Source organism: Neisseria sp. P0019.S002 (assembly GCF_051957155.1).
In the GTDB taxonomy this organism is placed as follows: Bacteria; Pseudomonadota; Gammaproteobacteria; order Burkholderiales; family Neisseriaceae; genus Neisseria; species Neisseria perflava.
On record NZ_JBQCWS010000001.1, the window covers coordinates 501,858 to 515,431 of the forward strand.

Sequence of the window (13,574 nt, forward strand, 5' to 3'; positions counted from 1 at the left end):
AGCTTGGGTAATGGGGAAAAATGTTCTGATTATAACGTCAGATTGGGAATTTGAAACCATGCCGGATTCGTTAAAAAGGCCGTCTGAATATTTCAGACGGCCTTAAGTCGAATAACGGATTAACGCAATTCTGTGTGCAGGCGGCTCAACAATGTGGAGGCATCGCTGCCTTTGTATGGGCTGCCGTCTTTGTTCAACAGATGGAGGCGTGCGCCATTGTTGATAGGCTCAACATAGACGATGATTTCAGGATACGTTTTTGGCGCTTCCGCTTTACCTTTGCCAAATACACGTTTGAACAGGCCCGGTTTTTTATTGGCGACTGCTTCGCCTTCAGTTGGCGCTTGTTGAACCAAGAAAGCGCGGCGTTCGGCATTTTGACCGATAACAGTTAGGCCGATGCGGTCAAGCGCAAGGGCGGTACGGCGCCAGTTGCGGCCGTAATCGCCTGCCAGCAGCAGGGTGCCGTTGTCCACACGGGCCAACTCAGAAGCATTGCTGCGGGCGGCAACGCTTTGGGTCAGGGCCTGTTCAGCTTGCTGACCGTCAACGCCCAAGTATTGCATAAAGCGGGCGAGGAATGCGGCTTCGAGGTTAGGGTCGTTTTCACCCGGCTGCCACATCGTAGTGTCTTTTTTACGGTCGGCATAAACTTCTTTCATGCCTTTGTGGGCAAAGAAGATGTCGGTCGAACCGTTTTTACCTTGTTCGATGCGGATGATGAACTTGTCGCGTTCGCTGGTAGAGTAGATGCCGCCCAAGCCGACTTTATCCAACAGGCGGCGCAGGCTGTCTTGAGGGATCTTGGCTCGGTTTTCAGCCCACTCGGTTTCCATTTGGCCGATGGCCGGTTCTTCAGATTTGATGTCGAAACCGTTTTCTTGCCAGAACACTTTCAGCAATGGCCAAATTTCGCGAGGCGATTTGCCATCGACAACCAACCAGCGTTGATTGCCGTCACGCTCAAGGCGTACGCCTTTAACGGATTTCAAGACTTCTGCATTGGCAGGTTGTTGTACGGCTTGAGTGCGGCGTTTGTTGAGGTCGCTGGCGCGGACGGCGCCGCTGCCTGCCGGTAATTGATAGAGGTTGCCTTGGTCTGGGTTGTTCAAATCAGGTGGTACTTCCAGTTTGACCAGGCGGTGTGATTGACTTTGATAGTCGAGTTTGGGTTGTTCTTTTTTGCTGCCGGAACAGGCAGTCATGCTAATCAGGGCGAGGGCTACTACGATGGGTTTGATATAGGTCATCTTGTTTTCCTGTGGATGAAGTTCTTAACAGGGAGGCCGTCTGAAAAGGGTGTTTGGGATTCAGACGGCCTTATTTCCGGATCAGATTTGTCCTGATTTTTCCAGAGCGGCTCGGACTTTGGCTTGACCGGCTTCGGTCAGCGCTACCAAAGGCAGACGAACATGGGGTTCGCATTTGCCCAATAAGCTCAGGCCCCATTTGGGCGCGGCCGGGCTGGGCTCGCAGAACATGGTGTTATAAATTGGGATAAGTTGCTCGTTTAGACGACGGGCGGTCGCAATATCGCCCTCAAGGGCAGCTCGGCACATATCGGCAAAGAGTTTCGGTGCAACGTTGGCTGCGACGGTTACCACGCCATGACCGCCACACAGCATGAAAGGCAGGCCGGTAGGATCGTCACCGGAGAACACGGCAAAACCTTCAGGAACGCTGTTGATCAATTCGATGTTGTTGCCGATATTGCCGCTGGCTTCTTTCACACCGACGATATTCGGAATCTCGGCCAAACGCAAAATAGTGTCGTTGCTCATGCTCACGACGGTACGGCCGGGAACATTATAGATAATCATCGGAATCGAAGTGGCTTCGGCGATGGCTTTGAAATGTTGGTAAATGCCTTCTTGCGAAGGTTTGTTGTAGTAGGGAACAACAGATAAGGTGTAGTCCGCACCGGCTTGTTCGGCGGCTTTGGAAAGGGCGATGGCTTCGACAGTATTGTTGGCGCCTGTACCGGCGATAACGGGAACGCGCTTGTTGACGTGTTTGACAGTGGCTTCAATAACGGCCAAATGTTCTTCGACAGGCAGGGTGGCTGACTCGCCGGTGGTGCCGACGGCGACGATGCCGTCGGTGCCGTTTTCAATGTGCCAGTCGATTAAGTCATGAAGTTGTTCGTAGTTGATGCTGCCGTCTTGATTCATTGGAGTAATCAGGGCAACCAGACTGCCTTTTAACATACGGAAACCTTTAATTTTATGGTGTAGGTGAATTATGCAGTGGATTGTAGCTTACTTTGTTGTTTGTGTGAAACATATCCGCTATGAGGCTTTGCCGTTTAATGGTGACTTGTCATTATCTTAATGAATAATACATTTTTAAATCATTGGCTTGTTTGTTTTGAGATGGAAAAATGATGTCAAGAATTAAAATGTGTTAAGGCGGTTTGAGGCCGTCTGAAAACAGTTGGGCGGAACTTTCAGACGGCCTGATGGTTTTGAATTTGCTGATACATTTCAAATTGGTTAAAATACGCATCTTAATATTTTTTAACGATTCTTGAGAGAAGGTTCAACATGGCCGGAATGACTGAAAAACAAGCGGAACCGCTTGATTTGGTTTATGGTTTGGAAGATAAGCCGCCGTTTGGTAATGCGTTGTTGAGTGCGGTTACGCACCTTCTGGCGATTTTTGTCCCGATGATTACTCCGGCATTGATTGTCGGCGGGGCGTTGGAGCTGCCGGTTGAAATGACGGCTTATTTGGTGTCGATGGCGATGGTGGCTTCAGGTGTCGGCACTTATTTGCAGGTTAACCGTTTCGGGCCGGTCGGTTCGGGTATGTTGTCGATTCAGTCGGTCAACTTCTCTTTTGTTACCGTGATGATTGCGCTCGGTACCGGTATGAAAGAGGGCAGTTTGACTGAAGATGCGATGATTTCAACGCTTTTGGGCGTGTCCTTTGTCGGCGCGTTTTTGGTGTGCTTCTCCGCTTGGCTTTTGCCTTATTTGAAAAAAGTGATTACGCCGACTGTAAGCGGTGTGGTAGTCATGTTGATCGGTTTGAGCTTGGTACATGTCGGTATTACCGATTTCGGCGGTGGCTTCGGTGCGAAAGCAGACGGTACGTTCGGTTCGATGGAAAACTTAGGTCTGGCATCGCTGGTGTTGCTGATTGTGTTGGTTTTCAACTGCTTGAAGAATCCATTGCTGCGCATGAGCGGCATCGCGGTGGGTTTGATCGTCGGGTATATCGTTGCGCTGTTTTTGGGTAAAGTAGATTTTTCCGCCCTGCAAAACCTGCCGCTGATTACCCTGCCTGTTCCGTTTAAATATGGCTTTGCATTTGATTGGCACGCGTTTATCGTTGCCGGTGCGATTTTCTTGTTGAGCGTATTTGAAGCAGTGGGTGATTTGACGGCGACTGCGATGGTCTCCGAGCAGCCGATTGAGGGTGAGGAATACACCAAACGTTTGCGCGGCGGCGTATTGGCAGATGGTTTGGTATCTGTGATTGCGACTGCGTTGGGCTCTTTGCCTTTGACCACTTTTGCGCAAAATAACGGCGTGATTCAAATGACCGGCGTGGCTTCGCGTCATGTGGGCAAATATATTGCGGCGATTTTGGTATTGTTGGGCTTGTTCCCCGTCATTGGCCGTGCGTTTACCACGATTCCGAGTCCGGTTTTGGGTGGCGCGATGGTATTGATGTTTGGCCTGATTGCGATTGCCGGCGTGCGGATTTTGGTCAGCCACGGTATTCGCCGTCGTGAAGCGGTTATCGCGGCGACTTCTGTCGGTTTGGGTTTGGGCGTGGCGTTTGAGCCGGAAGTGTTCAAAAACCTGCCGGTATTGTTCCAAAACTCAATTTCCGCCGGCGGTATTATGGCGGTATTGTTGAACTTGGTTTTGCCGGAGGATAAAACCGATAAAGCGGTTAAGGTGGAAACCGATAGTTTGGATCACTAAGCAGGCTTTATTCAAAGGCCGTCTGAAGTTTCAGACGGCCTTTGGTTTTTCGGCTATAATATTGTTTTTATTTGTTATCCGAGTGGTTCGGATAGCTCTACCCGGAAAGGTTTTATATGACGGTTTATTCACTTTTTATCACTTGTCCTCGCGGTTTGGAAGTGCCTTTGACGCAGGAACTCGAAAGCATGGCATGTCAGGATATACGTGCTGTTGACGGCGGTGTGGCATGTAAAGGCACAATGGAGCAGGTGTATCGCATCAACCTGCATTCGCGCGTTGCCAGCCGTGTTTTGCTGCGCTTGACCAAAGGCGGTTATCGCAACGAACACGATATCTACAAATTGGCACGAAATCTGCATTGGACAGGTTGGTTTAAACTGGAGCAGACCTTTAAAGTCAAAGTTGAAGGCAAGCGCGCCAATGTGAAAAGCTTGGATTTTGTCGGTTTGAAAATCAAAGATGCCGTCTGCGATGCCTTTCGCGATATTTATGATGCGCGTCCGAGCGTGGGCAAAATCAACCCCGATATCCGCATTCATGCCTTTATCGATGAGCGCAATGTGGAAATCTTTATCGATACTTCCGGCGAAGCACTCTTCAAACGCGGCTATCGTCAGGATACCGGCGAAGCGCCATTAAGAGAGAACTTGGCGGCAGGTTTGCTGCTTTTGGCAGGCTACGACGGTACGCAGCCTTTCCAAGACCCGTTTTGCGGCAGCGGCACGATTGCCATTGAGGCTGCATGGATTGCGACACACCGTGCGCCGGGCTTGATGCGCCGTTTCGGTTTTGAAAAACTGCAAAACTTCGACAAAGAGAAATGGCAAGCGCTGCGCCGTGAAGCTGAAAAACAAATCAAACCAGCCGCCGCGCCCATTTCCGGCAGCGACAACGACCGTTATATGATTCGTGCCGCATTGGCGAATGCCCAAGCCGCCGAAGTGGATAATTTCATCCGCTTTGACGTGCAAGATGCGCAGGCCGCGCGACCGAACGGCGAACACGGCATTATGATTTCCAATCCGCCTTATGGCGTGCGCCTTGCCGAAATTCAGGCTTTGCAGGCGCTTTATCCGCAACTCGGTACATGGTTGAAACAATATTACGCCGGCTGGCTGGTAGGAATGTTTACCGGCGATCGCGATATGCCGAAATTTATGCGCCTTTCTCCGAAGCGGAAAATTCCTTTGTTTAACGGTAATTTGGATTGCCGATTGTTTTTGATGGATATGGTTAAAGGCTCGAATCGGGGGTAAAACCTGAAATTAAGGCCGTCTGAAAGATGATTTCAGACGGCCTTTTTTAATTTGTTAAAACCGTCTTTGTTATAACGGAGTTTGCTTTTCTTTTTTTATATTAATGCACTGAAATTGTTTTCAGACGGCCTTTATCAAGGGAGCCGTGTAGATGTAATTATTGAAATTTACAATCTATTAAATTATAAAAACCTATTACAAAATAAAGATGGATTGTTAAATAAAATACCATATCTAGTAGTATTGTGTTTTAATTCACACCATATCTTGTGTTTTATGGCATTGCAATGAGCGGTTTGAAATTCACAATCGAGCAAATTGTATGGCAGGAAGTGCCGGGCGAAGTATCGTTGGCATTTCTGTTTTCAGGCTGTCCGTTGCGTTGCAAAGGCTGTCACAGTGCCGATACATGGAAAGAGGGTATTGGTACGGAATTGACCGAGGATTATTTAAAAGGCCGTCTGAAACGCTATCGCGGATTGATTACGTGCGTGTTGTTTATGGGCGGGGAATGGCAGTCGGAAGCCTTGCAGAAAATGCTGGCCATTGTGACGCAGGAAGGTTTGAAAGCCTGTTTGTACACCGGCTTGGAGCGTGAGGAGTTGGAGGCGGTTTCAGACGGCATCCTGCCTTATCTTACGTATCTGAAAACCGGCCGCTGGCAGATAGAGCTGGGCGGCTTAGACAGCCCGACCACCAATCAGAAGTTTATTGATTTGCGCACGGGCGAGGTATTGAACCGCTTGTTTATCAAAGACAAACCCGCGCCCAAAGTTTTTCCAGTGGCTTCAATTTAGCTCAATGCTGTATTGCACTGATTTAAATTGAATTTATTGTATTCGCTGATAGCGATGTTTCAGACGGCCTGACCGTCATTGCTTGATAAATCATCCAAATCATACAGGAGAATTAACATGATTCGGCTGCATCCCGAACAGTTAAACGGAAAACTACAATTCATGCGCGACTACATCAGCGCGCAAAACGCGGCGGACGGCTCGAAAATGGACGCCAATGCCAACGTAACGCAAAAAAACATCGCCACGATGGAAGCGGAAATCATGAAAGACTTTTTCGTGCAGATTAACCGCGCCCAAGTGTCGCGCAAAATCGCCGAAATTTTCGACCAATCCGTCGCCGACGAATACATCCGCCAGATTGAGGCGCATGAGATTTATGTGCATGACGAAACCAGCCTCAAGCCTTATTGCGTGTCGGTTACGCTGTATCCTTTCCTGCTCGACGGCTTAAGCAAACTCGGCGGCGAATCTAAGGCGCCGCAGCATCTGGCTTCGTTTTGCGGCTCGTTTATCAATCTTGTGTTTGCCATCAGCGCGCAGTTTGCCGGTGCGGTGGCGACGGTGGAATTTCTAACCTATTTCGACTACTTTGCCCGCAAAGACTACGGCGACGATTATTTGGAAACCCACGGCAAAGAAATCGCCAACCACATGCAGCAGGTGGTGTACAGCATCAATCAGCCCGCCGCCGCGCGCGGCTATCAGAGCGTGTTTTGGAATATTTCTGTTTACGATCAATACTATTTCGATGCGATGTTCGGCGATTTTGTTTTTCCCGATTTCAGCAAACCGGTGTGGGCGAGCGTGGCGAAGCTGCAAAACTTCTTCCTCAAATGGTTCAATCAGGAGCGCACCAAAGCCGTTTTGACTTTCCCCGTCGTGACCGCCGCAATGCTGACCGACGGCGGCAAATGCAAAGACACCGTGTTTGCCGACGAAATGGCGAAAGAGTTGGCGGAGGGCAATTCCTTCTTCGTCTATCTTTCCGACAACCCTGACTCCTTGGCTTCCTGCTGCCGTCTGCGCAATGCTATTGAAGACCGCACCTTCAGCTACACCCTCGGTGCGGGCGGCGTGGCGACCGGTTCCATCAACGTCATCACCATCAACATGAACCGGCTGGAACAAGACGGGCGCGACCTTGCTGCCGAAGTCGCCAAAATCCACAAATACCAATACGCCTACCGCAAACTGATGGAAGAATACCAAGCCGCCGGAATGTTGCCCGTTTACGATGCAGGCTTTATCACGTTGGACAAACAGTTCCTCACCATCGGCATCAACGGCATGGCGGAGGCTGCCGAATCGCAAGGCATCAAAGTCGGCTACAACGACGATTACATCCACTTCGTCCAAGGTCGTCTGAAAACCATATTCGAAGCTAACCAAGCCGCCAGCAAACACTATGGCGTGAAGTTCAACACCGAGTTCGTTCCCGCCGAAAACCTCGGCGTGAAAAACGCCAAATGGGACAAAGCCGACGGCTACAAAGTCAGCCGCGAATGCTACAACTCCTATTTCTACGTCGTCGAAGACGAAGAAATCAACGCGCTCGACAAATTCCTGCTGCACGGCAAAGAACTGGTGGACTGGCTCGACGGCGGCTCCGCGCTGCACCTGAATCTTGACGAAGCCCTGCCCGAATCCGGCTACCGCTCACTCTTGGACATTGCCGCGCAAACCGGCTGCAACTACTTCTGCGTGAACGTACGCATTACCATTTGCAACGAATGCGGCCACATCGACAAACGCACCCTGCACGCCTGTTCCGCCTGCGGCTCGCACGACATCGACTACGGCACCCGAGTGATCGGGTATCTGAAGCGTGTATCCGCATTCAGTAGCGGTCGGCGCAAAGAGCACGCGCTCAGACATTATCACCGTAAAGCAGCGTAATCGTTGACAAAAAGGATTACTTAAAAAAGCACAGGCCGTCTGAAATTTCAGACGGCCTTTAGTATGTTTAGATAGACTGACTCTTTCAATGATATAGTTTTGATTAAATTAAACAAAAACTATTGACACCTTCATATAATTAATTAACATATAACGTCCTTTAACCTAAATTTAAAAAAGCGAGAGACACATGAAAACATCAGCTTTATTGGCAGCTTTATTGGCTGCTCTGTCCCTGTCAGCATGCGGCGGCGGTTCAGGCTCATCTTCTTCTGCCGTTTGTGACGAATACGAAAAAGCATTTGCCGAAGCAACAAAAGACGTAGATGCTGCAACCAAAGACATGATGCAAAAATCTTTCGAACAAACCAAAGAAGCGTTGAAAAATCTGCCGGCAGACCAACGTGATGCAACCTGTAAAACTTCTTTGGACGCTTTGAAAGGCGTTCCGGCTGCCGAAACTCCTGAAGAAAAAGCCGAAGAAGCCAAAGACGCCGCTGAAGAGGCTAAAGAAGACGCAAAAGACGCAGCGGAAGATGCTAAAGAAGCTGCTGAAGACGCTAAAGAAGAAGCTAAATAATTCGGATAGCTTTAGAGAAAAACGGATTCCAATGATTTGGAATCCGTTTTTTGTTTTGTGAATTAGGATGGTTATTTTAGATAAATTAATTTCAATTTTCAGACGGCCATTTTTTATGCCGTCTGAAAGCGTTAGTTTCAACTAAGTTGAAATTTACAACAGCAAACCGTCAATCAAGCAACCGCATGCGTATCGCACACACCTTACGCATGAGGTTTGGGTTTTATGTAGGCTACGGCTTGTCAGATTTCATGCAGGTTACGGTTTACTCTTTTTCCATGAATTATGCAGCCATTTGAACATCTTTTTTTCTGGGTCATTAACTGTGGCTCCTGCCCATTTGTCTCCATTTTCGTTAAGTTCAACAACTATTATTTTTTTATTTTTTAGAATTTTCTTTATTTCATCTCTCATCTCAGAGGCAGAAGATACCCCTTTATTATCTGTTACAAACCATGTGTTGCTAATCCAGTGCCACCAACCATAGCTAGATTGTTTAAAATAATTAGTTATTTCTATGCTTTGTTCTTTATCAAGGTTGTCAACGCAAACAATATATCGTTTTTTCATTCTTGATCATCCTCTAGTGTAATTATTTCATTTTGACTAATGGCAGGGATTTCTTGTGTACCCGTTAAGCTATCTCCAATAGTTTGTTTTTCAATAACCATCTTCTTAAGAACAAAGTTTTCACTTCTCAATAAGTCTTGTTTATTAGTAAACAGGCAATAAAAAAATGTACCAAATGCGCCAATTATTTCAATAAGAAATACAATAAATAAACCATATATTATCCAATCGGTAATGCCCGCATATGCAAGAAACATGAGTGCCAGAAGTGTGAAGCATATAAGCCAAACCCAAAAACTTAAAATAGAAGATTTCGAACCATAGGCACTAGCATGCTGTAAGAAAGAAGCTAGAATATGCATTTAGTTAATTTCCTAATAAGGTAGATAAACATTGTTTTTACAAAACCACCTTCAAATACTTCCCAGTATAACTCCTCTTAACCTTCGCCACCTGCTCAGGGCTACCTGAAGCAATAATCCTCCCCCCGCCATCACCGCCTTCCGGCCCTAAGTCCACAATCCAATCCGCAGTTTTAATCACATCCAGATTATGCTCGATAATCACAATCGAGTTGCCTTTGCCTTTCAGACGGCCTATTACTTCCAGCAGCAGGGCGATGTCGGCGAAGTGCAGGCCGGTGGTGGGTTCGTCGAGGATGTAGAGTGTTCTGCCGGTGTCGCGTTTGGATAGCTCTAAGGCAAGTTTGACGCGCTGGGCTTCGCCGCCGGAGAGGGTGGTGGCGGACTGGCCGAGGCGGATGTAGCCTAGGCCTACGTCCATGAGGGTTTGCAGTTTGCGCGATACGGTGGGGACGGCGTCGAAAAATTCGCGGGCTTCTTCGACGGTCATGTCGAGGACTTGGCTGATGTTTTTGCCTTTGTATTGGATTTCGAGGGTTTCGCGGTTGTAGCGTTTGCCGTGGCAGACTTCGCAGGGGACGTACACGTCGGGCAGGAAGTGCATTTCGACTTTAATTACGCCGTCGCCTTGGCAGGCTTCGCAGCGGCCGCCTTTGACGTTGAAGGAGAATCTGCCGACGTTGTAGCCGCGTTCGCGCGAGAGGGGTACGCCGGCGAAGAGTTCGCGGATGGGGGTGAACAGGCCGGTGTAGGTGGCGGGGTTGGAGCGCGGGGTGCGGCCGATGGGGGATTGGTCGACGTTGATGACTTTGTCGAGGTGTTCGAGGCCGTGGATGTCATCGTATGGGGCGGGTTCTTCTTGGGCGCGGTTGAGTTCGCGGGCGGTGATTTTGGCGAGGGTGTCGTTAATCAGGGTGGATTTGCCGCTGCCGGATACGCCGGTGATGCAGGTAATCAAACCGAGCGGCAGTTCGAGGGTTACGTTTTTGAGGTTGTTGCCACGCGCGCCTTTGAGGACGAGCATTCGGTCGGGATTGACGGGCGTGCGTTCAGACGGCACGACAATGGATTTTTTGCCGCTGAGGTATTGTCCGGTAACGGAGTTTTCGCATTTGGCGACGTTTTCGGGCGTGTCGGCAATCAATACGTTGCCGCCGTGTTCACCCGCGCCGGGGCCCATATCGACGACGAAATCGGCTTCGCGGATGGCGTCTTCGTCGTGTTCGACCACAATCACGCTGTTGCCCAAATCGCGCAGGCGTTTGAGGGTGGCGAGCAGGCGGTCGTTGTCGCGCTGGTGCAGGCCGATGGAGGGTTCATCCAATACGTACATCACGCCGGTCAGGCCGCTGCCGATTTGGCTGGCGAGGCGGATGCGCTGGGCTTCGCCGCCGGATAGGGTCTCGGCGGAGCGGGAGAGATTCAGGTAATCCAGCCCGACGTTAATCAGGAAGCCGAGCCGCTCGGTGATTTCTTTGAGGATTTTTTCGGCGATTTGTTTTTTATTACCGTCCAAATCTAGCGTTTCAAAGAATTGGTGGGTTTTGGTCAGCGGCCAGGCGGAGACTTCGTGCAGCGGTTCGCCGCTGACGTAAACGTAGCGCGCTTCTTTGCGCAAACGTGCGCCGCCGCAGCTCGGGCAGGCGCGATGGTTTTGGTATTCACGCAGTTTTTCGCGCACGGTTTCGCTGTCGGTTTCGCGGTAGCGCCGTTCGAGATTGGGGATGATGCCTTCAAAGGCATGGCTGCGGTTGAAGGTGGTGCCGCGTTCGGACAGGTAGGTGAAGTCGATGACTTCTTTGCCCGAACCGTGCAAGACAACTTTTCTGACTTTTTCCGGTAGGGTTTCCCAAGCGGCATTGACATCAAATTTATAATGATGTGCAAGCGATTGAATCATTTGGAAATAGAATTGGTTGCGCTTATCCCAGCCGTCAATTGCGCCTGCTGCTAAGGATAATTCAGGATGGGCGACCACTTTTTCGGGATCGAAAAAGTTGGTATTACCCAAGCCGTCGCAAGTCGGGCAAGAACCCATAGGGTTGTTGAAGGAAAACAGGCGCGGCTCTAATTCGGGCAGGCTGTATGAACATACGGGGCAGGCAAAACGCGCGGAGAACCAATGTTCTTCGCCGCTTTCCATTTCCATCGCCAGTGCGCGTTCGTTGCCGTGGCGTAATGCGGTTTCAAAACTTTCTGCCAGCCGTTGTTTGATGTCGGCTTTTACTTTCACGCGGTCGATGACGACGTCGATATTGTGTTTGATGTTTTTTTCCAGCTTCGGTACTTCGTCAAGCTGATAGACTTCGCCGTCTACGCGCACACGGGCAAAGCCTTGAACCTGCAAGTCGGCAAAGAAATCGACAAACTCGCCCTTACGCTCGCGCACCGCCGGTGCAAGAATCATCACGCGCGTGTCTTCCGGCAGCTTCAACACGGCATCGACCATCTGCGATACGGTCTGGCTCGACAGCGGCAGATTGTGTTCGGGGCAATACGGCGTACCGACTCGGGCGTACAAAAGGCGCAGGTAGTCGTGGATTTCTGTTACCGTGCCGACGGTGGAGCGCGGATTGTGGCTGGTGGATTTTTGCTCGATGGAAATTGCAGGCGACAGACCTTCGATCAAATCGACATCGGGTTTGTCCATCATCTGCAAAAACTGACGGGCATAGGCGGAAAGGCTTTCGACATAACGGCGTTGGCCTTCGGCATATAAAGTATCAAACGCCAGCGACGATTTGCCGCTGCCTGACAATCCTGTTACCACCACGAGCTTGTGACGCGGAATGTCCAAATCGACATTTTTCAAATTATGCGTGCGCGCGCCGCGGATGCGGATGGTGTCATTATCGTGTGAATGTTTGGGATGATGGTTGCACATATTGTCAGGCCGTCTGAAAAATAAAATAAACGGTTATTGTAGCACTTTTCAAATGACAGACTGGATAGATAAAGCATTTGATATAAAAGAAACAAAGAGGCCGTCTGAAAATATGTTTTCAGACGGCCTTGATATAGATGAATCAGCTTATCAGTCGATTTTGCGGAGAATTTCGCGTAGGGCTTTTTGCCAGTCGGACGGTTTGATACCAAACTCGGTCTCTAGGCGTGAGCAATCCATGATGCTGTATGCCGGACGTGGAGCGGGCAGGGGATATTGATCGGTAGTAATCGCGTTCAGTTCCGGAATGCGGAAGCTGTCGTCTAATTGGTGGGCCGTCTGAAAGATGGCTTTGGTAAATTCGTACCATGTTGCCGATTTATTGCCACAGTAATGGAAGATGCCGCGTGGGGAGGTAGGCTGTTGCAGTAAACTGATGATGGCGTGAGCCAAGTCGCCTGCATAAGTCGGACAGCCGGTTTGGTCGTGAACAATGGAGAGGGAATCGCGTTCTTTGGCAAGGCGCAGCATGGTTTTGACGAAATTGCTGCCGTATTCGCTAAACAGCCACGAAGTACGGACGATTGTACTTTCCGGATGTGCGGCTAAAGCCAAAAGCTCGCCTGCTACTTTGGATTGACCGTAAGTGCTGCGCGGATTGGTATAGTCGGTTTCGCGGTAAGGGCGTTTGCCTTCGCCGTCGAATACATAATCAGTGGAAATATGAATAAAGCGGGCATGTGCGGCGCGGGCGGCTGCGGCCAGGTTGTGAACAGCGGTTGCGTTGACGGCAAAAGCAGCCTCTGCGTTTTCTTCTGCTTTATCGACGGCAGTGTAAGCTGCGGCATTAACGATGGCATCTGGTTGGAAGTTTTTGATCATGTGATGCACGGCTTCGGTATCGGTAATGTCCAGCGAAGTCGAATCGGTAGCAATCAGTTCCCAATCTTCGGGCAGGCGGTCGCGCAGACAACGGGCAAGCTGGCCTTTGGCTCCGGTCAATAAAGTACGCATGGTTGAGTATCTCCTCTGATAGCTGTTAAATAGGTGTTCGTGTCATTATAGTGTAAATACGACAAATTCACATTATTGGCGTAGAACAAAATGCGAATGTAGCTGTATTTGGGTAAATTGTCGATATTATCTATCCATAATAATAACTACTTATCGGTATTATGTTTGTTTACTATAACTATAGTTAAAATTCAGCTTTTAACAAGATAGATAAAGGATCTATGCTGTTTGAGAGAGTGTGAATCAATGTTAATGTTTTTATTGTTGCTAGGAG

The 13,574-nt window shown here is 49.4% G+C and carries 11 protein-coding genes; 5 read left to right on the plus strand and 6 right to left on the minus strand.

Features of this window, described 5'->3' with window-relative positions; translation table 11 throughout:
• Positions 1–119 precede the first annotated feature (119 nt).
• Together bamC and dapA are read right to left on the minus strand one after the other, a co-directional pair.
• Entirely contained in the window at positions 120–1,250 is a 1,131-nt protein-coding gene (gene bamC, locus ACTHTY_RS02460; RefSeq protein WP_128581448.1) for an outer membrane protein assembly factor BamC, read from the minus strand.
• Positions 1,251–1,331: 81 nt separating this feature from the next.
• Positions 1,332–2,207: a 4-hydroxy-tetrahydrodipicolinate synthase gene (dapA, locus tag ACTHTY_RS02465; RefSeq protein WP_070460828.1), complete on the minus strand. Its 876-nt coding sequence runs from the start codon at positions 2,205–2,207 to the stop codon at positions 1,332–1,334.
• Positions 2,208–2,543: 336 nt separating this feature from the next.
• On the opposite strand from dapA, the gene ACTHTY_RS02470 reads away from it, so the two are divergent.
• The 5 genes from ACTHTY_RS02470 to ACTHTY_RS02490 all read left to right on the plus strand — a co-directional run bounded on the left by ACTHTY_RS02470 (position 2,544) and on the right by ACTHTY_RS02490 (position 8,470).
• Entirely contained in the window at positions 2,544–3,935 is a 1,392-nt protein-coding gene (locus tag ACTHTY_RS02470; protein ID WP_440366350.1) for a nucleobase:cation symporter-2 family protein, read from the plus strand.
• Positions 3,936–4,051: 116 nt separating this feature from the next.
• Positions 4,052–5,194 carry a THUMP domain-containing class I SAM-dependent RNA methyltransferase gene (locus ACTHTY_RS02475; protein WP_440366351.1) on the plus strand — a complete coding sequence of 381 codons (1,143 nt, stop codon included), beginning with the start codon at positions 4,052–4,054 and terminating at the stop codon, positions 5,192–5,194.
• A 287-nt stretch (positions 5,195–5,481) separates the two neighbouring features.
• Positions 5,482–5,991 carry an anaerobic ribonucleoside-triphosphate reductase activating protein gene (gene nrdG / locus ACTHTY_RS02480; RefSeq protein ID WP_440366352.1) on the plus strand — a complete coding sequence of 170 codons (510 nt, stop codon included), beginning with the start codon at positions 5,482–5,484 and terminating at the stop codon, positions 5,989–5,991.
• A 111-nt stretch (positions 5,992–6,102) separates the two neighbouring features.
• Positions 6,103–7,890, plus strand: a complete 1,788-nt coding sequence (gene nrdD / locus ACTHTY_RS02485) for an anaerobic ribonucleoside-triphosphate reductase (protein ID WP_440366474.1) — start codon at positions 6,103–6,105, stop codon at positions 7,888–7,890.
• 190 nt (positions 7,891–8,080) lie between these two features.
• Positions 8,081–8,470, plus strand: coding sequence for a DUF5339 family protein (locus ACTHTY_RS02490; RefSeq protein WP_049344783.1), 390 nt, complete (start codon positions 8,081–8,083; stop codon positions 8,468–8,470).
• Positions 8,471–8,728: 258 nt separating this feature from the next.
• Here ACTHTY_RS02490 and ACTHTY_RS02495 read toward each other — a convergent pair whose 3' ends face one another.
• The 4 genes from ACTHTY_RS02495 to rfbD all read right to left on the minus strand — a co-directional run bounded on the left by ACTHTY_RS02495 (position 8,729) and on the right by rfbD (position 13,300).
• Positions 8,729–9,040 (minus strand): hypothetical protein, encoded by a 312-nt coding sequence (locus tag ACTHTY_RS02495; RefSeq protein WP_440366353.1) that lies wholly within the window; start codon positions 9,038–9,040, stop codon positions 8,729–8,731.
• On the minus strand, positions 9,037–9,402 hold the full coding sequence (locus tag ACTHTY_RS02500; protein ID WP_440366354.1) for a hypothetical protein: 366 nt from the start codon (positions 9,400–9,402) through the stop codon (positions 9,037–9,039). Before ACTHTY_RS02500 ends, ACTHTY_RS02495 begins: the two co-directional genes overlap by 4 nt.
• A gap of 37 nt (positions 9,403–9,439) precedes the next feature.
• Positions 9,440–12,286 carry an excinuclease ABC subunit UvrA gene (uvrA, locus tag ACTHTY_RS02505; RefSeq protein ID WP_440366355.1) on the minus strand — a complete coding sequence of 949 codons (2,847 nt, stop codon included), beginning with the start codon at positions 12,284–12,286 and terminating at the stop codon, positions 9,440–9,442.
• Between the two features lie 150 nt (positions 12,287–12,436).
• Positions 12,437–13,300, minus strand: coding sequence for a dTDP-4-dehydrorhamnose reductase (gene rfbD / locus ACTHTY_RS02510; RefSeq protein ID WP_107769397.1), 864 nt, complete (start codon positions 13,298–13,300; stop codon positions 12,437–12,439).
• Between the last annotated feature and the right edge of the window lie 274 nt (positions 13,301–13,574).

Bases quoted from the DNA above. Each gene is read 5' to 3' on its own strand.
- ACTHTY_RS02470 (WP_440366350.1), top strand. From the start codon at position 2,544: ATGGCCGGAATGACTGAAAAACAAGCGGAACCGCTTGATTTGGTTTAT.
- dapA (WP_070460828.1), bottom strand. From the start codon at position 2,207: ATGTTAAAAGGCAGTCTGGTTGCCCTGATTACTCCAATGAATCAAGAC.
- ACTHTY_RS02495 (WP_440366353.1), bottom strand. From the start codon at position 9,040: ATGAAAAAACGATATATTGTTTGCGTTGACAACCTTGATAAAGAACAA.
- bamC (WP_128581448.1), bottom strand. From the start codon at position 1,250: ATGACCTATATCAAACCCATCGTAGTAGCCCTCGCCCTGATTAGCATG.
- rfbD (WP_107769397.1), bottom strand. From the start codon at position 13,300: ATGCGTACTTTATTGACCGGAGCCAAAGGCCAGCTTGCCCGTTGTCTG.
- ACTHTY_RS02490 (WP_049344783.1), top strand. From the start codon at position 8,081: ATGAAAACATCAGCTTTATTGGCAGCTTTATTGGCTGCTCTGTCCCTG.
- nrdG (WP_440366352.1), top strand. From the start codon at position 5,482: ATGAGCGGTTTGAAATTCACAATCGAGCAAATTGTATGGCAGGAAGTG.
- ACTHTY_RS02475 (WP_440366351.1), top strand. From the start codon at position 4,052: ATGACGGTTTATTCACTTTTTATCACTTGTCCTCGCGGTTTGGAAGTG.
- ACTHTY_RS02500 (WP_440366354.1), bottom strand. From the start codon at position 9,402: ATGCATATTCTAGCTTCTTTCTTACAGCATGCTAGTGCCTATGGTTCG.
- uvrA (WP_440366355.1), bottom strand. From the start codon at position 12,286: ATGTGCAACCATCATCCCAAACATTCACACGATAATGACACCATCCGC.